This window comes from Calorimonas adulescens, from assembly GCF_008274215.1.
Lineage (GTDB): Bacteria > Bacillota > Thermoanaerobacteria > Thermoanaerobacterales > UBA4877 > Calorimonas > Calorimonas adulescens.
Genome location: NZ_VTPS01000002.1, coordinates 80,989 through 103,805, shown reverse-complemented (window position 1 = coordinate 103,805; position 22,817 = coordinate 80,989). Strand labels below are relative to the sequence as shown.

General features: G+C 40.5%; 29 protein-coding genes. 22 read left to right on the top strand and 7 right to left on the bottom strand.

Features of this window, described 5'->3' with window-relative positions:
• Nucleotides 1-140 precede the first annotated feature (140 nt).
• The 3 genes from FWJ32_RS02220 to FWJ32_RS13795 form a co-directional block, all read right to left on the bottom strand.
• Complete coding sequence (locus tag FWJ32_RS02220; RefSeq protein WP_149544352.1) at nt 141-671, bottom strand: hypothetical protein; 531 nt, start codon at nt 669-671, stop codon at nt 141-143.
• On the bottom strand, nt 668-1,030 hold the full coding sequence (locus tag FWJ32_RS02215) for a hypothetical protein (RefSeq protein ID WP_059032510.1): 363 nt from the start codon (nt 1,028-1,030) through the stop codon (nt 668-670). Before FWJ32_RS02215 ends, FWJ32_RS02220 begins: the two co-directional genes overlap by 4 nt.
• 178 nt (nt 1,031-1,208) lie before the next feature.
• Entirely contained in the window at nt 1,209-1,541 is a 333-nt protein-coding gene (locus tag FWJ32_RS13795; RefSeq protein ID WP_059032509.1) for a DUF6431 domain-containing protein, read from the bottom strand.
• A 168-nt stretch (nt 1,542-1,709) separates the two neighbouring features.
• On the opposite strand from FWJ32_RS13795, the gene FWJ32_RS02210 reads away from it, so the two are divergent.
• Complete coding sequence (locus FWJ32_RS02210) at nt 1,710-1,979, top strand: hypothetical protein (protein ID WP_059032508.1); 270 nt, start codon at nt 1,710-1,712, stop codon at nt 1,977-1,979.
• 185 nt (nt 1,980-2,164) lie between these two features.
• Here FWJ32_RS02210 and FWJ32_RS02205 read toward each other — a convergent pair whose 3' ends face one another.
• From FWJ32_RS02205 to FWJ32_RS02195, 3 genes are read right to left on the bottom strand one after another with little or no spacing between them, the layout of a single operon-like run.
• Nucleotides 2,165-2,914, bottom strand: a complete 750-nt coding sequence (locus FWJ32_RS02205) for a Fic family protein (protein WP_149544350.1) — start codon at nt 2,912-2,914, stop codon at nt 2,165-2,167.
• Nucleotides 2,911-3,108, bottom strand: coding sequence for a hypothetical protein (locus FWJ32_RS02200; protein ID WP_149544349.1), 198 nt, complete (start codon nt 3,106-3,108; stop codon nt 2,911-2,913). The genes FWJ32_RS02205 and FWJ32_RS02200 overlap by 4 nt, the downstream gene beginning before the upstream one ends.
• Nucleotides 3,109-3,127: 19 nt before the next feature.
• Nucleotides 3,128-3,343: a helix-turn-helix domain-containing protein gene (locus FWJ32_RS02195; RefSeq protein ID WP_029688724.1), complete on the bottom strand. Its 216-nt coding sequence runs from the start codon at nt 3,341-3,343 to the stop codon at nt 3,128-3,130.
• Between the two features lie 154 nt (nt 3,344-3,497).
• Here FWJ32_RS02195 and FWJ32_RS02190 point away from each other — a divergent pair, with 154 nt between their 5' ends.
• From FWJ32_RS02190 to aroB, 21 genes are all read left to right on the top strand, one after another.
• Nucleotides 3,498-3,749 (top strand): hypothetical protein, encoded by a 252-nt coding sequence (locus FWJ32_RS02190; protein ID WP_149544348.1) that lies wholly within the window; start codon nt 3,498-3,500, stop codon nt 3,747-3,749.
• Between the two features lie 198 nt (nt 3,750-3,947).
• Complete coding sequence (locus FWJ32_RS02185; RefSeq protein ID WP_065820782.1) at nt 3,948-4,235, top strand: hypothetical protein; 288 nt, start codon at nt 3,948-3,950, stop codon at nt 4,233-4,235.
• A 103-nt stretch (nt 4,236-4,338) separates the two neighbouring features.
• Complete coding sequence (locus tag FWJ32_RS02180; RefSeq protein ID WP_203227547.1) at nt 4,339-5,289, top strand: DUF5131 family protein; 951 nt, start codon at nt 4,339-4,341, stop codon at nt 5,287-5,289.
• Nucleotides 5,290-5,309: 20 nt separating this feature from the next.
• Nucleotides 5,310-5,585 (top strand): hypothetical protein, encoded by a 276-nt coding sequence (locus FWJ32_RS02175; protein ID WP_059032505.1) that lies wholly within the window; start codon nt 5,310-5,312, stop codon nt 5,583-5,585.
• Nucleotides 5,586-5,608: 23 nt separating this feature from the next.
• The gene (locus FWJ32_RS02170; protein ID WP_149544347.1) at nt 5,609-5,989 is read left to right on the top strand and encodes a hypothetical protein; all 381 of its coding nucleotides are present in this window, start codon (nt 5,609-5,611) and stop codon (nt 5,987-5,989) included.
• Between the two features lie 147 nt (nt 5,990-6,136).
• A complete protein-coding gene (locus FWJ32_RS02165; protein WP_065820779.1) occupies nt 6,137-6,469 on the top strand; it encodes a hypothetical protein in 333 nt (110 codons plus the stop codon).
• A gap of 344 nt (nt 6,470-6,813) precedes the next feature.
• Nucleotides 6,814-7,101, top strand: a complete 288-nt coding sequence (locus FWJ32_RS02160) for a type II toxin-antitoxin system Phd/YefM family antitoxin (RefSeq protein WP_149544346.1) — start codon at nt 6,814-6,816, stop codon at nt 7,099-7,101.
• Between the two features lie 327 nt (nt 7,102-7,428).
• Entirely contained in the window at nt 7,429-9,612 is a 2,184-nt protein-coding gene (recD2, locus tag FWJ32_RS02155) for an SF1B family DNA helicase RecD2 (protein ID WP_149544345.1), read from the top strand.
• Nucleotides 9,576-10,307: a ComF family protein gene (locus tag FWJ32_RS02150; protein ID WP_149544344.1), complete on the top strand. Its 732-nt coding sequence runs from the start codon at nt 9,576-9,578 to the stop codon at nt 10,305-10,307. Before recD2 ends, FWJ32_RS02150 begins: the two co-directional genes overlap by 37 nt.
• Before the next feature lie 12 nt (nt 10,308-10,319).
• Nucleotides 10,320-10,730: a TIGR03826 family flagellar region protein gene (locus FWJ32_RS02145; RefSeq protein ID WP_149544343.1), complete on the top strand. Its 411-nt coding sequence runs from the start codon at nt 10,320-10,322 to the stop codon at nt 10,728-10,730.
• Between the two features lie 47 nt (nt 10,731-10,777).
• Complete coding sequence (locus FWJ32_RS02140; protein WP_238988765.1) at nt 10,778-11,065, top strand: flagellar biosynthesis anti-sigma factor FlgM; 288 nt, start codon at nt 10,778-10,780, stop codon at nt 11,063-11,065.
• Nucleotides 11,062-11,538 carry a flagellar protein FlgN gene (locus FWJ32_RS02135; protein WP_149544341.1) on the top strand — a complete coding sequence of 159 codons (477 nt, stop codon included), beginning with the start codon at nt 11,062-11,064 and terminating at the stop codon, nt 11,536-11,538. Before FWJ32_RS02140 ends, FWJ32_RS02135 begins: the two co-directional genes overlap by 4 nt.
• A 17-nt stretch (nt 11,539-11,555) precedes the next feature.
• Nucleotides 11,556-12,986 carry a flagellar hook-associated protein FlgK gene (flgK, locus tag FWJ32_RS02130; RefSeq protein ID WP_149544340.1) on the top strand — a complete coding sequence of 477 codons (1,431 nt, stop codon included), beginning with the start codon at nt 11,556-11,558 and terminating at the stop codon, nt 12,984-12,986.
• 5 nt (nt 12,987-12,991) lie between these two features.
• Nucleotides 12,992-13,921 carry a flagellar hook-associated protein FlgL gene (gene flgL / locus FWJ32_RS02125; RefSeq protein ID WP_149544339.1) on the top strand — a complete coding sequence of 310 codons (930 nt, stop codon included), beginning with the start codon at nt 12,992-12,994 and terminating at the stop codon, nt 13,919-13,921.
• Between the two features lie 102 nt (nt 13,922-14,023).
• Nucleotides 14,024-15,148, top strand: coding sequence for an isochorismatase family protein (locus FWJ32_RS02120; protein ID WP_149544338.1), 1,125 nt, complete (start codon nt 14,024-14,026; stop codon nt 15,146-15,148).
• A 1-nt stretch (nt 15,149) separates the two neighbouring features.
• Entirely contained in the window at nt 15,150-15,383 is a 234-nt protein-coding gene (locus FWJ32_RS02115) for a carbon storage regulator (RefSeq protein ID WP_149544337.1), read from the top strand.
• A 107-nt stretch (nt 15,384-15,490) separates the two neighbouring features.
• Nucleotides 15,491-15,901 carry an acyl-CoA thioesterase gene (locus tag FWJ32_RS02110; protein ID WP_149544336.1) on the top strand — a complete coding sequence of 137 codons (411 nt, stop codon included), beginning with the start codon at nt 15,491-15,493 and terminating at the stop codon, nt 15,899-15,901.
• A 31-nt stretch (nt 15,902-15,932) separates the two neighbouring features.
• Nucleotides 15,933-17,135 carry an FprA family A-type flavoprotein gene (locus FWJ32_RS02105; RefSeq protein ID WP_149544335.1) on the top strand — a complete coding sequence of 401 codons (1,203 nt, stop codon included), beginning with the start codon at nt 15,933-15,935 and terminating at the stop codon, nt 17,133-17,135.
• A 203-nt stretch (nt 17,136-17,338) separates the two neighbouring features.
• Nucleotides 17,339-18,652 carry a protease complex subunit PrcB family protein gene (locus tag FWJ32_RS02100; protein ID WP_149544334.1) on the top strand — a complete coding sequence of 438 codons (1,314 nt, stop codon included), beginning with the start codon at nt 17,339-17,341 and terminating at the stop codon, nt 18,650-18,652.
• Between the two features lie 97 nt (nt 18,653-18,749).
• Nucleotides 18,750-19,835 carry a histidinol-phosphate transaminase gene (hisC, locus tag FWJ32_RS02095; protein ID WP_149544333.1) on the top strand — a complete coding sequence of 362 codons (1,086 nt, stop codon included), beginning with the start codon at nt 18,750-18,752 and terminating at the stop codon, nt 19,833-19,835.
• Nucleotides 19,804-20,817 carry a 3-dehydroquinate synthase gene (gene aroB / locus FWJ32_RS02090; protein ID WP_149544332.1) on the top strand — a complete coding sequence of 338 codons (1,014 nt, stop codon included), beginning with the start codon at nt 19,804-19,806 and terminating at the stop codon, nt 20,815-20,817. The genes hisC and aroB overlap by 32 nt, the downstream gene beginning before the upstream one ends.
• A gap of 9 nt (nt 20,818-20,826) precedes the next feature.
• Here aroB and FWJ32_RS02085 read toward each other — a convergent pair whose 3' ends face one another.
• The gene (locus FWJ32_RS02085; protein WP_149544331.1) at nt 20,827-22,422 is read right to left on the bottom strand and encodes an ABC1 kinase family protein; all 1,596 of its coding nucleotides are present in this window, start codon (nt 22,420-22,422) and stop codon (nt 20,827-20,829) included.
• Nucleotides 22,423-22,817 lie beyond the last annotated feature (395 nt).

The following is a 22,817-nucleotide window of genomic DNA, read 5'->3' as shown; positions in this document are numbered from 1 at the left end:
AGGTAAGAAATACCCATGTTGGAGTTAAAATTCAAAATAAAGGGGAAATACGCGCCTAAAATATATTTTATAGAGTAAGCAAGAAAACAAAAACCCTGGTTTTTCCAGGGTTCTACTACTAACATGCTTTTATGAATTAATTAGCTTTTATCAATGAGCTCAATCTTAAAATAGACCGTTCCTGTATATGTTCCATAGGGAGAGCCGCTGGGGACATTTGGTATAAATTTAAGAGCTCCGTAACCTCTCACATTTGTATCACCATCTCTAAACCAAGCTACATCCTCGTTGCTCAAGCCGTTAATTTTAGTCCATCCAATACTTCCAGATGGATTTGAGCGCAAAATAGAGCAAGGTATTTTTGACTCGTTTTCTGTCCCTTTATCTTTATAAAGATAAAAATTTCCGCCGTTTTCATATGTAGCTTCACCGTCGATTTTAATATGGACTTCCTTATCAGATCCAATATCCATTTTTTCAGCCGTGAATGTAATAACTTCGCTATCATTGATAGAGATTGAAGCGGGGATATTTATTGTATAATCAGGTGTGAAAGTATAGGTATAGGAAACGGTCATACTTCCAGATGTCTGGCTTGCAAGTGCTTCTATTGGCATAACACTGCACACCAGGATGATGGCTATTAATACAGGCAAAACTCTTTTATTCATGGCATAACCTCCAAATCAAAAATAGTTACAGCACCATTTAGCTCTTTTATTTCCTCCATGTCATAGCATGAATAGCTCAGGATTGCCCCTTCATAAATCCCGGATTTTAGCTCTCGGGAGATTTCAATAGAGGTAAGGACCTGTCCGGGTTCAAGCAAACCTGACTCATAAAGCTGCGTCCCATCTGGGAGCTTAATAGCAATTGACATATAACAGTTATTTTGTTTTGGATTACCGAGCTCTACCTTCTGAACCTTCTGGCCTGCTTTCATAGTGATATGCTTGTAACCTGGGATTGTGATCATACCAGGGGCGCCACTGTTATTCGATGATACATCTACATCGGAGAATGTCTTCACAGAGTCTCCAGGTAAGGACAAGCTCGCATCGTTAAAATTGTAACCGATTGCTGCGGCTACAAACAAAGCTAAAGCTATACCGAATGAGACAACTATTTTTTTAAAAATTCTGTTTCCAATGGTTTATCACTCCTTTCAACTGGCTTGTCTACAAAAATACTACAGAAGCTCCGGGTTATTAAGGCAAACTGGGTGGGTATTTTCCTTTTTTCCATCTTCGGATTGTCGAATCATCAGCCGGGCAAGAATCCGATCGGCCAGCCATAACATCTTCTATAAGCCTGGCTTCATAATGCTTTTTAGGAGCCATAAAATCCGGAAGCTCAAGATGCAGTTTATCGCAACATAGACACTTTAACCGGCGCAGTCGGTACCAGCAGATCTGGCCCGAACTATCAACGACATGGCGAGCTCTTGTATCATATCCGGAGAGCAGCTGGCCGCAGTCCGGGCAAAATGGAGCATCTTTATTCCGGATCTTATAAACCTTGCGGGCCTCGTCGTATTCCACGGTGTAATTAATAGCAATGATCAGGATAACCACCTCCTCATCCGCTGAACGTTATTAAATACGCCAACGTATTTGGAGCTGGTCCTGAATTTACCCACCTGGTATGCCTTAACCAGGTGAGCTGATCGTATTAACATGAATACAAACTAAAGCAAGCGGAGAAACCCCATGGAATATGGAACGATACTCGCAATAAAAGGTGTAGCTGATGAAATGAAGGAAAACCCGGCATTTGCTCAAGAAGTCATAGCAGCCTTTAACCGGTACCGGAAATATGACTGGGGAGACCTTTGTCAAGAGGATAAAGATCTGAATGATATGGCAGCCAGGACAGGCGAGCGGATACTGGCCGCATATGAGACCAGCAAGGGAAAGATCTGGATTATTACCGAATGGGATAGATCTGCGACAACAATCCTCTTCCCAAGTGAATATTAGCGGCCATAGCTCTTCCATGTCATACAATAGGACAATGACATCAAAGCTACACCAGAAACACAAAGAGAGCCTCCAGGACTTTATCCCGGTAGAGGCTCTCTTTTTCATATAAACGCGGAATGGCTTAAGTATTACCACAGGGTATATTTTGAGCGGAATCTTAATGGACGGATACCGCTCTTATTTTAGGACAGATGAGGAAAAGGAATATTCAATAACCTCATGATTTCCTTTTCAGACTCAAGAACGCGTTCGGCAATAAAGTCCATAAAAGGTTGATCATCTTCATGAGCCCGCTCCAGTAAGCTAATATACTCATGTCGCAAGACTGGCGGAATTATGGCCAGCATATAACCGTCTTGAATAAGCGCCGTATTCATTAGCAACCGAGCAACTCTCCCATTTCCATCTATGAAAGGATGAATAAATACAAACCGCTTATGCAGCTGGGCGGCAAATTGGATCGGATGGTATTTGTTACGCGCGGAGCATGCCCACTGGAACAGCTTTTTCATTTCCTCTTCTATCCGTTCTACTGGGCATACTTCATATTTTGATCCGGTTATAAAGACCGGGCGATCGCGGTATTTCCCCGCTGCCTCGACATCGATACCTGTATAGAACATCCGGTGCATTGTAAGGGCGTCTTCTTCGGTTATTTGGTAACTATTAAGCAATGTAAACATGAAGTCATAAGCCTTTGCATGCCCCAGAGCTTCGAATGTATCCCGAAGAGGCTTCCCTCCAACAGTCAGTCCGTCTTCCAGAAGGATCTTCGTTTCACTTAAAGTGAGAGTGTTCCCTTCAAGAGCGTTGCTGGACCATGTAAGGCCTATCCGGTAGTAGTTTTTAATTTCATGAAGCAAATGACCTTCAAAAGGACGCTTTTCATCAATGGCCAGTTTGTAGCGGTCGATTTTTTCATATAAAGTCATTGATTATCACCGTCCTCCGAAATTACTTTCTGGGTGGTAATAATGCCGCTTGTTACCTCGCTGCCGTTTTCAGCACCACACCAGGGACAATTTATGCTTTCTCGTTCTTTCCCGCCGGGATATCCTGCATTTGATATAGTCACGGAGAAGTGTTTGCCACAGGCTATGCACTTGTATATCTCATTATTGGACATTTTGGCAACCTCCTTTTTTTTAGTATGTTACCTTCTCGCCAGATGGCAGTATAAAAGAGCCCTCGTATTTACATCCGGCTGCTTCGGCAATTTTCTTTAATTCGTCTACAGTGAAACTTTCCCGCTTCATCTTCTGGCTGAAAGCTTGTGGACTTTTCCCGGATATCCTTCCAAGTTCGGAGACACTTATTCCAAGCTTTACACATAGAATTTTCAGCTGTTCAGACACTGACATACAACCACTCCTTTCAATATTCTCATTATAAACGAATTTATTTAATAAATCAACGATAATATTTCTATTTTATTGAGAATCGTTAAATTAGTCATTGACACTATAAACAATATCGTTTATATTATAAACAGAAATAATTAAAGGGAGTGATCACATGAGTACAATCGAATTAGTAAGCAAAGTTAGAGAACTTAAAGAACTTCAGGCAATGGCGGAAGAGCTTCAGGCGGAGATAAATAGTATTCAGGATGCGATTAAAGCTGAGATGAGCGCCAGAGGAGTTGATGAAATGGTTGTTGATGTTTTCAAGATCCGTTGGAAGGCTGTAAAAAGCAGCCGCTTTGATACAGCAGCATTTAAGGCGACACAGTACCAGATCCGCTCCCATAGTTCAATTTATAACTAACTTAAAGTCAGTACCGGAAGCCAGCAGGAAAAAGAAAACCGGATCAACAGACAACCCAACCACAAATGGCACCGCCAGGTGCCATGCCCGCAGAGCCTGCCGCCTCCACGCGGCGCGGGTGGATAATCAACCAGGAGCAGGCAAACATACCTTAAGAGGACGACCCAACCACATAAATTGATATAGGGGGTAAAAGACATGACTAAAGTAGTAAGCTTTCAATCAGCTATCACAAAGCAGCCAAAGGTAAGGTACATAATCACGATTGACGAGGACGAAACGCCGATCCATGTAGCACGAGAACTAAAGCCTGGAGTAATCACCATCCTGATCACAGCCAGGACACCGGAGGAAGCTGAGACAATAAGAAAAGAAGCTGCAGCTATCGCAAAGCAGCAACATAAGGACAGAATACCGACGCCTATTGAAAACCAAACAAAATCAAGGACCTCCAAAAAGCACCAGATTAGTCTCATACAAGTATGAGAAAAGCACAGTACAAGCCGGGCCTATTACCTTTAACCTATTACCTATTACCTATTACCTTTTACCTATCACCGACTAATACCAGGAAGGGAGGAATAAACAGATGATGAACATATCACAGATCGAGTGGCGTAACTTCACCTGGAACCCGGTCACCGGCTGCCGGCATGGCTGCCCATACTGCTACGCAGCGAAACAAGCAAAGCGCTTCTCCGGAGACGTGAGGATCAACAAAGGATCCAGCCAGCTCCGGAAGGATGAAAACGGACTTTATATCCTGGATAACCCATTTAAAAACCAGGTAGGCAAGGTTATACCGGACCCGGTGGGATTTGAACCTATAATGCACAGGTACCGCCTGCCAATGCCGGCACAAAAGAAGAAACCAGCGAACATTTTCGTTTGCAGCTTGGGGGATCTGTTCGGACCTTGGATCCCGGATACCTGGATAGGGGAAGTATTCAGGGCCTGTGAAGCAGCACCATGGCACAATTACCTTTTCATGACAAGGTACCCGCAAAGATACGAACAAATGAGCTCCATAGGGCTACTCCCCCGCTCCAGGAATTTCTGGTACGGGACGACCGTCACCAGGAGCGCTGACCTTGATCAGATAGTATTCCTCCCCAGGAAGCAGCATAACCAATTCATCAATATAGAGCCGCTCCTGGAGGAGATAGACATAAGCGACATAGACTTCATGGACTGGATCATCATCGGAGCCGAGACCGGAAATAGGCGGGACAAAGTAAAGCCAAAGCGGGAATGGATAGAGACAATCGTCACTACAGCCAGAACCGCCGAAATCCCGGTCTTTATGAATAGCAGCAAAGAGCTGGAGAAAGTCTGGGGCGGGGATTTAGTACAGGAGTTCCCTGCAGAACTGATACGGCCGGAGGAGAAACCAATCCCACACTGCAAGAAGTGTGAGTACTGCAAAATAACCCCGGAAGGGAAGCGAGGGAGCCGGCACGATTGCATGAAGGTAGGCAAACATATACCAGGAAGGTATGCACGGACCAGCCCGACATGGTGCCCGCTCCGGAACGAATAATAAACGAGGAGGAATGAAGGATGAAAAAGAACATTTATCAATTAGCATGTTTTTTGCAGACCGAGGAGAATACCAATGCCATATCTACAGCTGATCTTCAGGAGGATATCGAGGTAGCCAAAGAGGAAATCTTGTCATTACTGGCTGAGAAAGTAGGCAAAATAGCGGCAGAAGACAAACTCAACAACCTTACAACTTCTGTATATGACCAGGGCTATATCGATGGAATCAGAGCGGGCGCACAGCTGATAAGACTAATTACTGGAGACGCCGATACCATCAAAATAACGGCTTAAAATTTGAGAAGGAGGTTAACGGTATGAGTAAAGCATGTATAACACCAGTTTTTCAAAGGCAGATGGAGCAAATGAGCAATATAAAGAACCTCATTTTTGACAACGATGCCATGGGAGAGCTCCCGCCATTAACCAGATTATTATTTGCAGGCCTCTGGATCATGGTAGATGATAAGGGACGCATGGAGGACAATCCCAGGAAGATTAAGAAGGTTATAATGGGATTTGACGACGTGAGCGCCGGCCAGGTTGATGAAATGCTGCAGAGCCTGCACGATAGACGCTTTATCGTGCGATACAGTACGAATGGAAGCAATTACATTCAGGTAAATAACTTTAGTAAATACAGGAATCCGCAGCTTTACAGAAGGTGTAGTAAAATACCAGCGCCAGAGTTTCAATAGGTATTTTAATCAGATGTCTGATGTAGTATAATAGCAGAATACAGAGCACTAAAAGAGCACCAGAGATGCACCGGAAAAGCACAGTAATAGCACAGTGCCAGTACGGTGCAAAGTGCTTATTTTCAGATAAGAGGAGGAACAAAGATCATGGACAGACAAGCCGTTTATATGTACAAGCTTCCGGATGAGGAAAGTTTCACCGGCATAGCTCTGGACGTACACATGCACAAAGGCAACCTCCGTTATTTTGATACCAATAGAGGCCATGAGATCCCAGGAAAGCTTAAAGAGGAGACCGAGAAGGGATTTACTTTCATATCTGAAGGATACATGCCGGGGGAATGGCAGTTCAAGGTATTAACAATCGAAGAGTTCAAGCGCAAGTATTATAAGCTGGTCGAAGGCGGCCAGGCGCTGGCGGCCAAGCTAAACACCACAGAGGACCTCCACCAATGGTACCAGAGGGAATTCATAATTTAAACCGTAACCAGACATAAATCGTGGTAGCAAAATGGCAGCAAGAAATTTTTAAAACTATAAAAATGCCAATAATTTTGATAATATGAATAATAGAAATAGCAGAAAACAATAGAAATAACGACGAATAAAACTTTAACAATTGAGTGGGAATAATTGATAAAAATCCCCTAACCCTTGATTTTAAAGGGTTCAGGGGATTGGTTTTATATTATGATTCTGACCAATCCATTTGATATAAAATCTATTGAGCGGCTTAATGACGAAAAATAACTTTTATAACCTTATTGATAATTTAGCATAATTATGACAAAATTATGCTAAATTAATAAAGGAGTGATGATTGTATGTCACATATTAGACCTGTTTCAGATTTAAGGAATAATTTTGCTGAAATATCGAGGATTGTCCATGAAACTGAAGAACCAGTATTTTTGACCAAGAATGGTTATGGTGATATGGTAGTAATGAGCATGGAAGCATATGAACGCAAACTGTTTGAAAGTGAAATCTACTTTAAGCTTAAGGAAGCAGAGCTTCAAGCAAAGTCCACTGATAAACGCTTTTCACATGAAGAAGTATTTAATGATTTAAGGACAAGGCTTGCTGATAAGGCGGAATCTGATAATGTATGAAATTAAATACCTGCCTTTGGCAAGTAAAGACTTCTAAAAAATTATTTGGTGTTCTATGTAGTTAAAGAACAGGTTGTTGAAATTCATAGGGTTGTATATGCGAAGATGGTTAGGTCTTTACGGTCTGCTGGCTGATTCACTGTTCTTATCCTGGCAGGGGTGATGACCGGCTTTTTCCAATAAAAAATAATGCTGGTCAATCAATATACGAAGTCAAAAAGCCTGAAATACAGAATTGGTAATGATATAAATAAAAATTTCTGATGCAGGCTTTTTATTGCTATAAATATATTTTTTATGTATACTATGGTCAGGATGGTGAATCAAATGGAAGAATTGAAAGGCATTGTGGAGGATATAAGGTATAAGAGCGAAGAAAGCGGTTTTACTGTATTTGACATAGATGCCGGTGAGGTACTGGTGACATGTACTGGCGCCCTATCTTATATTTCTGTAGGAGATAATGTCAGGCTCAGGGGGAGGTGGAGGATACACCCGGTATACGGGGAACAATTTGATATTGAATGGTGTGAGATAGAAAGACCATCCACATTGGATGCCATTGAAAAATACCTTGCATCAGGCATGATAAAGGGCATTGGGGAGGTTACGGCACACAGGATTGTCGAGCTTTTTGGCGAGGAGACTTTGAATATACTGGACAACGACCCCGAAAGGCTTTTGGAGATAGAGGGTATAGGTGAGACAAAACTGCGTATGATTATAGACTCGTATGAATCTCAAAAGGGTATGAGGGAGATAATGATTTTTCTCCAGGGACTTGGGGTTACACCCGGCCAGGCCATGAGGATATTTAAAACATATGGTGCGGAGACTGTAAATATGGTAAAGAGCAACCCCTATGATATGACATACAGGGTATATGGCATAGGTTTTATGACAGCCGACAGGATAGCACAGAACATGGGGTTTACTGCTGAATCTGCAGAAAGGATTGAGGCTGGAACATACTACTGCCTTCAAAAGGCAGCAAATAATGGAGATACATACCTGCCTGAAGAGGTACTCCTCGAAGCAGCCATGAAACTTCTAAACACAGGAGAGGGTAGGATAAAAGAAGCAATCACTTCGCTGGCAGTCAACAATAACATTGCGATCGATACAATAGATGGTGAGAGGGTTATATACTTAAAACCTTTTTATACAGCGGAGAACAATGTGGTAAAGAGGCTCTTTGAGCTGTCGTCAGTTGAGTTTAAAGAACTAAATACCCTGATTGATAAAGACCTTGATGAAATTCAAAGGGATATGGGGATAACATTTGCCGAGGAACAAAAAAGGGCCATTAGAGCGGCACTGGAGAAGGGGATATTGATAATAACCGGTGGACCCGGCACAGGCAAGACGACTACATTAAAAGGAATAATATCCATGTTCAGGAAGAATAAAATAAGAACATATCTTGCAGCGCCAACCGGCAGGGCAGCAAAAAGGATGAGTGAAACTACAGGTATGGAAGCAAAGACCATTCACAGGCTGTTAGAATACAATGGGATTGAATTTAAAAAGAATGAAGAGGAAAAACTGGGGTGCGATGCCATAATTATTGACGAGGCATCAATGATTGATATAATATTGATGAACAATCTCCTGAAAGCCATCAGTCCCGGGACAAGACTCATAATTGTAGGAGATGTAGACCAGCTACCCTCTGTGGGCGCAGGAAATGTCCTCAGGGATATAATAGACAGTGGTATGTTTAATGTGGTAAGACTGAACCAGATATTTAGACAGGCGAGCATGAGTAACATTATTGTAAATGCCCACAGGATAAACCAGGGTCTATACCCCTTATTGGATAATTCGTCCAATGACTTCTTTTTCATAAGGGAAAAGAACCAGAGTAACATATTGAACATCATAAAAGATCTGGTTATAAACAGGCTGCCTGAGGCCTATAACTTGAATCCGTTGGATATACAGGTGCTTTTACCAATGAAGAAGGGTATACTGGGCACGTATAACCTCAATGCAGTACTTCAGGAACTTCTCAACCCCTATTCTCCTGACAAAGAAGAAATAAAGCTCAAGGATAGGATATTTAGAGAAGGGGATAAGGTGATGCAAATAAGAAATGACTATAATAAACGATGGGAAAGCTGTGACGAATCCGGTATGGGTGTATATAATGGCGATATAGGGTTTATAGAGAAGATAGACAGGGATGACAGCACGCTTGTTGTGGATTTTGATGGGAAAAAGACCGTATATGAGATATCCGACCTGGAGGAATTGACTCTGGCTTATGCCATTACCGTGCATAAAAGTCAGGGCTCTGAATTTGATACAGTGGTGATGGCGATAAGCTACGGCGTGCCAATGATTATGACAAGAAATCTTTTATATACTGCAATCACCAGGGCTAAAAAACGGGTGGTACTGGTGGGTGATGAGCAGCGAATGGGTATGATGATAAAAAATAATAGAATTGAAGAGAGGTATTCAGGGTTAAAATGGAGACTCAAAATACTGCAGGACTATCTTATTTAAGCTATGTTGTAAAAAACATCGGTTCTTTAGTTTTTCCGCATCACTGTGCCATGTGTGGGAGACCACTGGAGGATGGCTATTTTTGTGAGGAGTGTTATGATAAACTTCCCTTTATCAACGGCAATACCTGCTTTATATGTGGATGTGAATTACCTGATGGGTTCGACATGTGTGAAGAGTGCGCAGAGACAGGGCACTATTTCTATAGAAACATAAGTGTATTTAAATACACCAGAGAATTTTCCAGTATAGTCCATAAATTTAAATATCATGGCCATAGGTATCTGGCCAGGCCATTTGCAGAGCAGATGAGTATAAAGATAAAGGAAATGGATTTTCCAGTGGACTACATCATACCGGTACCGTTGCACCATGAAAAAGAAGAGGAAAGGGGTTACAACCAGTCCTATCTTTTAGCCAAATATATTGGGAAAACATTAGGAATAAAAGTACTTGACGATGTCCTGATAAGGGATATGTATACTGAGAGCCAGACAATGCTTAAAAAGGAGCGACGGAAAGAAAATGTATGTGGGGCCTTTTCCGTTAAAAATAGAATTATTGTTCACTCTAAAATAATTTTGCTAATTGACGATATATTAACTACAGGATCAACGCTGGATGAATGTGCAAGGGTTCTATTAGATAACGGTGTGAAAAAGGTGTATACCGCTACACTTGCCACCGGCAGATAAAGGGGTGTCTGTATGAAATTAAAAAATTGTAAGAGGTGCGGTAAGCTGTTTGTCTACAATGGAATTGACCTTTGCTCTGACTGTATACGGGAAGATGAAGAAGACTACAAAAAGGTGAAAGACTTTTTGTACAAGTATCCGGGCGCCTCAATCATGGAGGTGTCTGAGGCAACAGGGGTTGAGCCTGATAAGATATGGGATTTTTTAAAACAGGGTAAGCTTGAGATTTCACAGGAAAATACCAGTATATTACTGTCATGTGAGAGGTGCGGCAAACCGATAAGGTCTGGAAGATTCTGCGACGAATGCCTTAAGAAGATAAGGAGCCAGTTTGAAGGTATATCCCTGGAAGAAAGCAGCAGATCAGAACAAGGTAAATTTCATATTTCTGACAGGATAAATAAGGACTCAAGAAAAAAATAAATCTGTCGATATAATATTTATGAAATATCAAGGGTGGGGTGTAAGTGATGAAGGTTGATGGAGTAAACATTAGAGAGGTACTGAATACATACAATGCTGTAAAGCAGGGACGGGATAGACCTTTAAACGATCCAAAGGATAAATTAGAAATAGGTGATTTTTATAAAGCTATTGAAAAGGCCAAAAATGTTAAGTTACAGCCTGACCCGAAGATTGATAAAGTAAAAACCAGTATAAAGGAAGGCACATACAACGTTTCTTCAGAAGAAGTTGCAAAGAAAATGGTGGATAACATTATGCTTTCCATCAGGGTAAAAAGGGGTGGGGCCCTGTGAATCTAAATGAATTATTAGATATCCTGGAGCAAGAGTATGAGGTATATAATGACCTGAACGAACTTGGACATAAAAAGAAGGATGTACTGATAAAAGGAATGGTAAATGAATTGGATGGGATAGTAAACGCTGAACAGGCATGTATTGCCACAATATCTAAACTGGAGGATGCAAGAGAAAGATGGCTTAAGGCAAATACAAAAGGCAACAACATAGAGGACTTCAATAATCTTATTGAGAATAGCAATGAGGAAGATAAAATAAAGTTCAAAGAATTTCAGGAAAGGTTTAAAAAACTTCTCCAGGATGTTGCTGAGGTAAATGAACACAATCAGGCACTTATTGAGCAGGCCTTAGAATATATAGAATTTTCCATAAACCTGATCGGAGATGCTATTTCCTCGGACAGCGTAACATATGGCAGTAAAGGGACAAATAAAAAGTCTTCAGCATTGTTCGATGAGAAAATCTAAGCAGTGAGGTGCTCATAATGTCATCAATTTTTTATGGCTTTGAGATAGCTAAATCAGGTCTATTCGCGGCGCAGAAAGCCCTTGATGTGATATCCCATAATGTGGCCAATGCAGATACACCGGGATATACCCGTCAGAGGGTGGAACTCTCTGCCAAGGCACCACCTACGTCCCTGGGAATGAATGACATGTATGGACAAGGGAGGATAGGTGCAGGTGTTGATGTGACAGGTATAAATCAAATAAGGGATATTTTTTTAGATGTTCAGTACAGAATTGAGAACTCACTTTATGGTGAATGGGATGCTAAGACACAGGTGCTGGATAGTCTTGAAGCCATATTTAATGAACCGTCGGACTCTGGCATAGCTACTGTAATTGGTGAGTTTTTTGATGCGTGGGAAGAACTGTCCAAAAATCCGGAAAGCCTGTCTACCAGGGCAGTGGTGAGAGAAAAGGGAGTGGCTGTAGTCCAAACTATAAGAACAACATATACCAAGCTACTTGATAAAAGGGATGAGATAAATCTGAATATAACCACACGTATAGAGGAGATAAATTCCTATGCGAAGAGAATAGCAGAGCTCAATGACCAGATATACAAGTTTGAATTGAATGGCGATAAGGCCAACGACCTCAGGGACGAAAGGAATCTTTTACTGGACAAGCTTTCAAACCTTGTAAATATTACCAGTTATGAGGACAGCCAGGGCAGAATGAGGGTGGATATAGGTGGCCAGGCACTTGTGGACCACACCAGCTATTATGAGATTGAGGCTCAGGCTGACCCATCGGATATGAACATGGTCTATCCCGTGTGGAAGGACACAGGTACTGCAGTGAATATAAAGTCTGGAATGCTGAAGGGTATGTTAGATGCAAGGGATGGGAGTGGTGACCCTGAATATAAAGGTGTGAAATACTATATTACCGAGTGGAATGAATTTGCCAGTAAGTTTATTTCTGAGGTAAATGCTATACATGAGACAGGATATGGTTTAGGTAGTGCAGGGACTGGTTACCTCTTTTTTAAAGGTAATGGGGCTATGGATATAGACATTTCTGACGATATAAAAAATGACCTTAACAATATAGCTGCAGCCTCAGTGTCTGATCTGCCGGGGGATAACTCTAAGGCATTGGAGATGATTGCCCTCAGGTCAGATACCAGCATATTTAGTGAAGGCAGTTTTGAAGACTTCACACGTTCTCTTGTCTCAAACCTTGGTGTGGACACCCAGCAGGCTGAGATGATGTCTGAAAATCAAAGTGTCTTGATACAGCAGATAGACAACAACAGACAGTCCATATCAGGTGTATCACTGGATGAAGAGATGGCCGACATGGTGAAATACCAGCACATATACAATGCAGCCGCAAGGATGATAACGGCTATAGATGAGATGATAGATACCATAGTCAATAAGATGGGTATAGTAGGGAGGTAGGCTGAATGCGTGTAACAAATAACATGATGATAAACAATTTCCTCATAAATTTAAATAAGAATACTGAGAGAATGGACAGGTTTCAACGCATTCTTGCCTCTGGTAAACTCATTCAGTATCCCTCCGATGATCCTGTAGGTACTGTAACAGTCATGAAGCTAAAAAAAGACGTGTCCTCCATTGACCAGTATCAAAAAAATGTAGATGATGCCAATTCATGGCTTGAGCTTACAGATACCTCACTTAGCAATATTACCGATATTTTAAACAGGATCAGGGAACTTGCCGTACAGGGGTCTAACGGTACAAACAGCCCCTCAGATACACAGGCCATAGCCAGCGAGTTGGTACAATTAAAAGAACAGCTTGTCAACATAGGTAACACGAGATACTCTGACAGGTTCATATTTGGGGGTATGAATACAACCTCTGAGGTATATACCTTAAATTCCTCAAACCCTAATGGCGGAGTTGATTATAATGGTTCGGATAATGGGACAATTACTGGTGACCCGTGGAAAATAGAGTTCAATGTAGGTGCCAATGATCGGATACCCATTAATATAACAGGCAAACAGATATTTGGAGATACGACCACACCAGATAATATTTTTAAATTAATTGATGACATAGTAACTAAGTTAAATGCTGGCGATACCAATGCAGTTTCCTCATATATTGAGGACATTGACAACTATATCAATAATATACTCTCCATAAGGGCCGATATTGGAGCAAGAATGAACAGGGTGGAACTTACAAAAAACAGGCTGTCCGACGACCAGACTAACTTTACTAACCTTTTGTCAAAAGCGGAGGATGCGGATATAGCGAAGGTTATTATGGACCTTACCAATGCAGAAAATGTATATACAGCCTCGCTTAATGTAGGGGCCAGGATTATTCAACCATCTTTAGTGGACTTTTTGGATTAATCTAAGGACATCAAATGATGTCCTTTATTTTTATATGTTCACAATTCCTGCATATGATGATAAAATAACAATAGATGTTGTATTTTTTAAGGAGGAACTTTTATGCTTTTAGAAACAAGCAATTTTGGTCCAATAGAGTATGACGAAAATGAAATAATATACTTTCAAAATGAAATTTTGGGTTTTGACGGGTTAAAGAAATACATACTTGTTGGGAAAGATGGCAGCGAGCCTTTCATATGGCTTCAATCGGTGGAAAACCCTGGCCTGGCATTTGTGATGGTTGACGGTACAGATGTTGTGTCATGGTACAAACCGCAGATACCTGTGGAAGAGATGAGGAAACTGTCAATAGATGATATTTCATCTATGCAGATATATAATATAGTGGTAATACCTGAAAATATTGAGGAGATATCATGCAATCTGAAGGCTCCCATAGTAGTCAACAGGGATAAAAAGATAGCAGCTCAAATCATTCTAGACGAGGGTGACTATCCTATAAGATATTATTTAAAAGAAGACCTTAGGGGTTACAGCATGGAAGAAGAGTATTATAGGAGCTGTGAGAACTCTATACGCTCACTATACAGGTTTGTGTATGGGTTAAAACCAATTGAATTCAATGAGTTAAAAAAGAGATATCCTGCGACATCGAACATCTCTCTGTTGATAGTGGATATGATAAACGGATTTTCAAGGATAGGGCCGCTTTCCAGCCCGCGTATACATAATCTTGAAATGCCGATTTTTACACTTACAAAGAGGCTTGTAGCAGAGGGAGTAAAAGATGTGGCATTTCTAAACGATTCCCATCATGAGGGCTCTATGGAGTTCAATGCATTTCCTCCCCATGCCATGGCAGGTACTCAGGAATCAATGATAGTGGACAGCCTTAAGGGTTTCTCACAAAACGCCAGGATTTTTGCTAAGAATTCCCTCAATGCCTTTACTAATCCAGACTTCAACACATATGTCCATGAATTAATTAAAAGGGGGACTAAGTGCTTTATAATAGTTGGCAACTGCACGGACCTTTGTGTGTATCAGACTGCTATGACTCTAAAGATGTTCTTAAACAGCAGTGATACACCTGTAGATATAATAATACCGTATAACTGTGTGGATACATTTGATAGTATAGACCATTATGCTGACCTTATAAACCCTATGTTTTTATATCATCTCAGCATGAACGGTATAGAGATAGTAAAGGAGATAAGGTGATATGCTGGTGCTAACAAGGAAGAAGGGACAGAGCATAAAGATAGGGGATAATATCGAGGTTACTATAATGGAAGTGGAGGAAGATAAGGTCAGTATAGGCATTTTAGCCCCCAGGAATATAGAGATAGTACGTTCGGAGCTTCTGGAGGTAAAGAATGAAAATATAACAGCAGCGAATACACAAAAAGACAGCATGGTCAGGTTGAAAGAATTGTTTGAAAAGAAAAGCTCATAGGCAGGTTACAGCTTTTCTGCTATGTTTATTGGTAATTTAACAGCCGGAGAGGATATTGATTTTCTACGAATAATTAGTTATCATTATGATGTGCAGGGGATGATATTTTGCTTATAAGTGAAAGTAAAATAAGGGTCAGATATGAGGAGACTGACCAGATGGGTGTTGTCTATTATTCTAACTACTATAGGTATTTTGAAGTGGGCAGGACAGATTGGTTTAGAAATCTGGGCATATCGTATAAGAAACTGGAGGAGATGGGGATATTTCTTCCTGTTGTGGAGTCGCATTGCAGGTATTATCATTCCATTTTTTATGACGATGTTATAACAGTAAAGACAATAGTGACAGAATTTACAGGTGTAAGGATTAGGTTTGATTATGCCATATACAGAGATGAAGAAAATGAAAAGCTGGCAGAAGGTTACACTTTACTAGCGGTTACCAATGGCTCCATACCTGTAAATTTAAAAAAGTACAACCGAATGGTATATGACCTCATTAAAAACAGTTTGTAGTATTTAAAGATGAAAAAGGAGGAAAATATAAATGGCTGTGCGAAAGGTGAAAGAAGGAGTTTATTCCATAGGGGTCAAAGATCCAAACCTCAGAAAGTTTGATATAGTGTTTGACACACCATGGGGTACAACGTATAATTCCTATTTGATTATGGCTGAAAAACCAACAATAGTAGAGGCGTCTAAAGAGGGATTCCAAGAGGAGTTCCTAACGAACCTTAAGTCATTAATTGATCCAGCGAAGATTGAGTATATTGTTCTTGACCACTCTGAACCAGACCATTCATGGGCCGTGGGCAAACTGCTGGAAATTGCACCTAATGCCAAGGTAGTAGCAACCAGGGCAGCACTGACGAACATGAAAGCTGTTTTGAACAAAGACTTTCCATCTATAGCGGCAATGGATGGAAGCGAGCTGGATCTTGGCGATAGGAAGCTTAAGTTTATATATACACCTTTTCTGCACTGGCCCGACACCATGATGACCTATGATGAATATGATAAGATCTTATTTACATGTGATGCTTTTGGGTGCCATTATTGTCCGGAAGGGGACAGCATATTCGATGACGAGATAGGAGATTTTACAGAAGCTGTTTGGGTCTATTTTAACTCCATAATAAGTCCCTTCAAGTCAAAGGTTTTAGAGGCTATTGACAAGTTAAGAAAACTTAACATTGATTTTAACGTGATCTGCCCCGGACACGGCCCCATATTAAGGAAAGACCCCTTTGCAGTTGTTGCTTTGTACGAAAAATGGGCGAAAGAACCTACATATGACAGTAAAAAGGTGACTGTATATTATGTCTCCGCTTACGGCAACACAAAAAAGGCGGCCGAAAGATTAGCCTGTAAGCTGAGAGAAAAAGGCTTAAGTGCCCATACCATTGATGCAACACATGCGTCAAAGGATGATATAGATAAGATTTTACAGGAGTCAGCAGGTATTGTGGTTGGGTCGCCAACGATTGCTGCCGATGTTGTAGAACCTATATGGAATGTCCTGGTTAACATGAATCCAATAAAAGCCAAGGGAAAAGTTAGTGCAGCTTTTGGCTCTTATGGGTGGAGTGGTGAGGCGTTAAAGATAATGGAGGATATGTTAAAATCCCGTAAAATGGATGTGGTAGAGCCGGGAGTAAAAATAAATTTCGCACCCTCTCAAGCAGACCTTGATAAAATAGATGAGTTTGCTGAAAGAATTGCTGAAAAAGTGCTAAATAAACAGGATTAAAGTCAAAAATAGCTGCCGGCAGGCAGCTATTTTTGACAGGCCTGCCTTACCTTATTGTGCCTGTTTTTAAGGTTGCCTCAGGGTGTTAATGACATACATGTGTACGTCAAAAGTAAATTTTAACTTTTCTGTAATGTTGTTGTAATCTTACTGTAAACTTTCTAAAGTACAATGGCATAAAATGATATAAGGGAGGGTAAAAAATGAAGAGGGCACTTCCATTATTATTGTCTGCCTTTATGCTGATTACCACGTTGATAATGCCGGCCTATGCTGCCCCGAAAGGAGAGCCGTTTAAGGATATGAAAGGCTACGAGTGGGCGGAGGAAGCTGTAAGCAGGATGAGTGATAAGGGTATATTGAAAGGTACCGGAAATGGTTTTTTTAACCCACAAAAGCCGGTGACGTGGGGAGAGGCGCTTATAATGTTTGTAAGGGCCCTGGGACTGGAGGATGAGGCCTTAAATGACTATGAGATACCATCAGAACTAAAGGGGATCAAGATAGACAAGGACCTGTTAGGGTATGTAGCTGTTGCTTATGAAAATGGGTTGCTCACTTTAGAAGAAGTTCAGGGTGTTAGCCTGAACGCTCCCGTAAAACGTGTTGATGCCGCCAAACTGGTTGTGAGAGCACTGGGCCTTGAAGGTTATGTGGATGATGAGTATGACTTGAGGGACATATTTTCAGATATTAACGAAATCAATGCTGATGATATCCCATATATCTACATTGCATATATTGAAAATATTATAAATGGAATTGATGGAAAGTTTGTACCTGAAAAGCCGCTAACAAGGGCAGAAATGAGCGTTATACTGGATAGGTTATTCAGCAGGTTGGGTGATGTCATACCATTGCCGGCTAAAAGACCATCAGTAACAGACAAATGTGTTTATATTTCTGGCAGGGTTACAGGTATCGATAAAAATAATAATACCCTTATCATAGATGTTGAAAACCAAGAACTACCTGATTCAATTGCATCAAAAAACATGCGTGAGATAAGATTAAGCTATCGGACGGATGCACAATTTTTCGATGGTGAGGAATACAATGATATAAAGGATATAAAAATTGGGGAATATGTATCGCTGGTTGTATTTAAATCGCAGATAATTTTTGCAGCCGCGAATGAAGATACGACCTCATATGGAGAATTAAAATTGGAGGCGGTTGATTTGGAGGATGTGCCGGATGGTGTAATAAATGAACTGGAAGACATTAAAGAAGAAGGTGGGTATAAAGCATTTAAAGATGGAGACACATATTATCTGCTGGCTGCTGCAGGTGAAAAACCTACAGGAGGTTATAGTATTAGCATCTATGGTGCCAGGAGCGCGGAAGATGGAAGCATAAGCGTATTTGTTACGGAACGCTCTCCAAAGGCTGGAGATATGGTTACTCAGGTTATAACCTATCCTTACGATATAAAGGTTATAAAACCTGCCGGGGAAGTCAAAGAAATTAGATTCCTGGACAGCAGAGGAAATATATTGAAGACTATTGAATTTTAATTTTGTGTGCCGGGTAATGCCCGGCTTTTCACAGCTTGCGATAATATGCATTTTTGGTGTATAATTATCGAAAGCTTTTTATAAGGGGTGAGATCATTTGCAGAAGTTTGAACTTACGAAAGAAGAACTGAAGAGGTTATACGGCTTGGACAGTGTTGTCAAGCTGTCTTTCAACGAAAATCCCTTCGGGCCATCACCTAAAGCAATAGATGCAATAACCAGAGCTGCATATAATTGCAACCTCTATCCTGACCCAATAGGCAGGGAGTTGAAGGAAAAGCTTTCTGTCTTAAATGAAATAGATTGCGAAGATATAATTCTGGGGAATGGGGCCGATGAGATTTTAGACCTTATAGCAAGGTCTGTATTAAGATGTGGCGATGAGGTTATAACGGAAGTGCCCACCTTTGAGACATTTATCGCTTCATCGGAAAATGTTGGAGCTAAGGTGATAAAACCCATACTAAAGGAACACAGGTTTGATATAGATGCCATCCTAAGGTCTGTGACTGAAAAGACAAAGGCTATCTATATATGTAACCCCAACAACCCCACCGGGACCGTAATAAAAAGAGATGAACTTGATTATTTTTTTGATAAAATTGACAATGACATATGTGTCATTTTTGATGAGGCGTACATTGATTTTGTGGACGATAGTAACTATGTTAGCGGACTTAAATATTTAAAAGAAGGCAATAATGTAATTGTTGTACGTACTTTTTCCAAGGTTTATGGCCTGGCCGGACTTCGTGCAGGGTATGCCATTGCTTCTCCAGAGATGATACAAACTTTAGAGAAGTATAAACTCATTTTTAATGAAAACTGTCTGGCATATGTTGCAGCTTGTGCAGCTCTGGATGATGAAGAATTTAGAGAAATGGTTATAAAAGAAAACCGAAGCAATAAAAAATTGATGTACGAGGGATTGGATGTGCTTGGATTTGAATATGTACCGAGCGAGACCAACTTTGTTCTTGTAAATGCCAGACTGGAAAGTTACGAAGCCTTCGAAGTCCTAGCGAAAAATGGGGTAATCATAAAACCAATAACAGTGGATGGATATGGTACATGGATAAGGGTCACGGTTGGTGAACACAAAGAGGTTTTAAAATTTTTAGAAGCGATGGGTAGATTAGGAGAGTGTATTGATGAAAAAATTGGACTTGAGGGCAGGGTATGACGTATACATTGACAATAGTTTTAATGTATGCCTGCTGCTGGATAAAAGAAAAAAATATTTGTATGTAATAGACGAAATGGTCGATGCTCTTTACAGTAGATACATTTCAGGAGAAAAAGTGATTGTAGGGCCGGGGGAGAAGGCCAAAGACATGTCTACCATACTCCGGATATATGATGCATGTATTGAAAAAGAACTGGATAGAGGAGACTTCATTATTGCTGTTGGGGGCGGTTCCACCGGAGATGCTGCAGGGTTTGCTGCCTCTACATTCAAAAGGGGTATAGGTTTTATAAATATACCTACAACACTGCTGGCAATGATTGACAGCTCAATAGGTGGTAAGACAGCAATAGACTATAAAGGGATAAAAAACCAGGTAGGGACATTTTATGACCCATTTATTGTATACATGGACACAGAATTTTTAAAAACATTGCCAACCAGTGAGATAAAATCATCCATGGGAGAGGTTATCAAGTATGCAGTACTGAGCCGTAGTCTTTATGAGTGGTTGGACAATAATCTCAATGACGTGCTGTCAATGGATTATGAGGTTATAAAGGACATGATAGAAAAGTGCATCAAAATAAAGGTTGATATAGTGAATCAGGACAAGACTGATAGAGGGATCAGGACACATTTAAACCTGGGCCATACTATAGGACATGCCTTAGAGACACACTATGATATAAGCCATGGCACTGCGGTGGCAGCTGGCATCTACTATGAGTCTTTAGTCTCATACAGGCTTGGCATATTACAAAGCAAAAAACTACACTGCATAATAGAACTCATAGACAGATGCGGGCTAAAGGCACAATACCATCTCGATAAAGAACTGGTATCATTAATGTCCCATGATAAAAAAAATGTGGGAGGGAAAATAGGTTTAATATTGCCTGAGGATATAGGTCGGGTAAGAAAGGTACTGATGGATGAAAAAGATTTATATGAGATTCTTAAGGTCCCGGCGATATAGTCTGGGACCTTATGTTAATGACCGAATAAATAATATCACAGTAGTGACAAATCCTAAAATACCTATTGCCTTATAATCAGAGAGGAAAAGATAGGTTGACAGTATGCCCATACCACAGGTGTATATGGAAAACATGAGTCTGGTTGACCTATCTTTTTCTAACTCTATGAGTCTTTCCATATCGGGTATCTTTGAAATTACACGGAAATTCCCATCTTTTATCATGGCGAGACCGCTATCTACGATGTTTGGCAGTTCTATAATGTCTGTAATAAATTTCCTGCTTATGCGGATCAATTCACTAGGCAGGCGTGTGACCTCGCTCTTTATTATCCTTTGGGCAAACTCTTTGGTAAGCTTGCCATAATCTAAGTCCTTGTCGAGAGCTGCACATATGCCAAACAGGGTTATGAATGTCTTTCCAAGGAATGCAAAGTCTGATGGCAACTGTATCGGCTGCTCAAAGATAAGTTGCTGGCTCTCCTGAGCCATGCCACGGAGAAATTCCTCATCCAAATCTGAGAGGGTGGTCCTGGACCAGAACTTGTCAATCATGTATTCCAGTGAAGCTGTAAGCCTCTTTTCATCTGCATTGGGCTTTATGAAGCCCATTTCATCCAAGGCATCGACGAGCTGCTCAACCTCACGGAACACGATGGACAGGACCATTCTGCGTATATTCCTCATGTTTTTTGGTGTTATACTGCCAACCATGCCGAAATCTATGAGTGCAACCCTTCCATCCTTTAAAGCGAATATATTTCCAGGATGTGGGTCGGCATGAAAAAAACCATCCTCTATAATTTGGTGAAAAAATGAATCTATGAGAATTCTGGTTATTTTTTTCTTGTCAGCACCTATATGTGCCAGACCTTCCTCATCAGTAATCTTTATACCATCAATAAATTCCATTGTTAAGACACGTCTGGTGCAGTATTCATGATAATATCTTGGTATATAGAAATCTGTAAATCCCTTGAGGTTATTCTTGATTGTCTCAGCATTGCTTAATTCTGCCTTATAGTCCATCTCATTCTTCAAGGTCTGATAAAACTCCATGTAGAGCCCGTCTAAGTCTATATCTCTGGATATCCATTTTATATGCTTCATTATATCAATAACCCTGCGCAAAGCTTTGAGGTCGGTACTTATAATATCTTCTATGCCGGGACGCAATACCTTTACCGCTACATCTTTTCCATCAGATAGTTTTGCCATGTGTACCTGCGCCAGTGATGCAGAGCCTATGGTTTCTTTGGAAAAATATATATAAACCTCATCTATTGGCTTCTCAAACTCATTTTCTATAATCGTCTTTATGGATTTATAATCAACTGGTGGAACCCTGTCTTGAAGCTGTGCCAGTTCCTGTATGACCTCATCAGGCAGTATATCTATACGTGCACTGAAAAATTGGCCCAACTTTATCAACAGGCCACCCATATCAATAGCGGTATCCTTATATCTTTTGGATAGATTCTTCAACAAGGCCAAGAGGTTGTCACTGTAGGCATTGTCTTTAAACCATCCTTTCCATTGAGCCAGTTGCAGTTTCCATATGATATATAAAAAAAGATGTATAATACGGTAAAATCTACGCCTCATATTGGACCTCCATAATGAATCATATAAATAAATTATATATTATTATAATAGAAAAAGTCTACATTTATATGCAAATAACGTCATTTTTTAATTGATTTCTAATAAGGTATATATGTTCTTTTAAACTTCAGACCATTTCTTTTCAGATCCTGTAACACTGCTTTAGTTATCCAAAAAGGTAAATTGTTAATTGTTGCTGTCTCAGACCTATAACTTCTTATATGTTCAGGGTAAAAGTTCCAAAAAAGATTTCTTTAGGTAATCTACCGCTTTTTAAGTGAGAAGTACATTTACACTTTTTGGTATTTCCATTGCTTGTGAGAATATTCCAGGTTCCCCTCTTTGTTTAGTCTTTTTAAAACTCCAGATTACTTATTTCCGATTAATATTATAAT

What these genes read in the sequence shown, in the direction of transcription:
- FWJ32_RS02150 (WP_149544344.1), top strand. Translation starts at nt 9,576, where the DNA reads ATGGAGACTCAAAATACTGCAGGACTATCTTATTTAAGCTATGTTGTA.
- FWJ32_RS02220 (WP_149544352.1), bottom strand. Translation starts at nt 671, where the DNA reads ATGAATAAAAGAGTTTTGCCTGTATTAATAGCCATCATCCTGGTGTGC.
- recD2 (WP_149544345.1), top strand. Translation starts at nt 7,429, where the DNA reads ATGGAAGAATTGAAAGGCATTGTGGAGGATATAAGGTATAAGAGCGAA.
- FWJ32_RS02165 (WP_065820779.1), top strand. Translation starts at nt 6,137, where the DNA reads ATGGACAGACAAGCCGTTTATATGTACAAGCTTCCGGATGAGGAAAGT.
- FWJ32_RS02185 (WP_065820782.1), top strand. Translation starts at nt 3,948, where the DNA reads ATGACTAAAGTAGTAAGCTTTCAATCAGCTATCACAAAGCAGCCAAAG.
- FWJ32_RS02180 (WP_203227547.1), top strand. Translation starts at nt 4,339, where the DNA reads ATGATGAACATATCACAGATCGAGTGGCGTAACTTCACCTGGAACCCG.
- FWJ32_RS02140 (WP_238988765.1), top strand. Translation starts at nt 10,778, where the DNA reads ATGAAGGTTGATGGAGTAAACATTAGAGAGGTACTGAATACATACAAT.
- FWJ32_RS02175 (WP_059032505.1), top strand. Translation starts at nt 5,310, where the DNA reads ATGAAAAAGAACATTTATCAATTAGCATGTTTTTTGCAGACCGAGGAG.
- FWJ32_RS02120 (WP_149544338.1), top strand. Translation starts at nt 14,024, where the DNA reads ATGCTTTTAGAAACAAGCAATTTTGGTCCAATAGAGTATGACGAAAAT.
- FWJ32_RS02170 (WP_149544347.1), top strand. Translation starts at nt 5,609, where the DNA reads ATGAGTAAAGCATGTATAACACCAGTTTTTCAAAGGCAGATGGAGCAA.
- FWJ32_RS02195 (WP_029688724.1), bottom strand. Translation starts at nt 3,343, where the DNA reads ATGTCAGTGTCTGAACAGCTGAAAATTCTATGTGTAAAGCTTGGAATA.
- FWJ32_RS02105 (WP_149544335.1), top strand. Translation starts at nt 15,933, where the DNA reads ATGGCTGTGCGAAAGGTGAAAGAAGGAGTTTATTCCATAGGGGTCAAA.
- flgK (WP_149544340.1), top strand. Translation starts at nt 11,556, where the DNA reads ATGTCATCAATTTTTTATGGCTTTGAGATAGCTAAATCAGGTCTATTC.
- FWJ32_RS02115 (WP_149544337.1), top strand. Translation starts at nt 15,150, where the DNA reads ATGCTGGTGCTAACAAGGAAGAAGGGACAGAGCATAAAGATAGGGGAT.
- FWJ32_RS02210 (WP_059032508.1), top strand. Translation starts at nt 1,710, where the DNA reads ATGGAATATGGAACGATACTCGCAATAAAAGGTGTAGCTGATGAAATG.
- FWJ32_RS02085 (WP_149544331.1), bottom strand. Translation starts at nt 22,422, where the DNA reads ATGAGGCGTAGATTTTACCGTATTATACATCTTTTTTTATATATCATA.
- aroB (WP_149544332.1), top strand. Translation starts at nt 19,804, where the DNA reads ATGAAAAAATTGGACTTGAGGGCAGGGTATGACGTATACATTGACAAT.
- FWJ32_RS02190 (WP_149544348.1), top strand. Translation starts at nt 3,498, where the DNA reads ATGAGTACAATCGAATTAGTAAGCAAAGTTAGAGAACTTAAAGAACTT.
- FWJ32_RS02200 (WP_149544349.1), bottom strand. Translation starts at nt 3,108, where the DNA reads ATGTCCAATAATGAGATATACAAGTGCATAGCCTGTGGCAAACACTTC.
- FWJ32_RS02100 (WP_149544334.1), top strand. Translation starts at nt 17,339, where the DNA reads ATGAAGAGGGCACTTCCATTATTATTGTCTGCCTTTATGCTGATTACC.
- FWJ32_RS02205 (WP_149544350.1), bottom strand. Translation starts at nt 2,914, where the DNA reads ATGACTTTATATGAAAAAATCGACCGCTACAAACTGGCCATTGATGAA.
- FWJ32_RS02145 (WP_149544343.1), top strand. Translation starts at nt 10,320, where the DNA reads ATGAAATTAAAAAATTGTAAGAGGTGCGGTAAGCTGTTTGTCTACAAT.
- FWJ32_RS02160 (WP_149544346.1), top strand. Translation starts at nt 6,814, where the DNA reads ATGTCACATATTAGACCTGTTTCAGATTTAAGGAATAATTTTGCTGAA.
- flgL (WP_149544339.1), top strand. Translation starts at nt 12,992, where the DNA reads ATGCGTGTAACAAATAACATGATGATAAACAATTTCCTCATAAATTTA.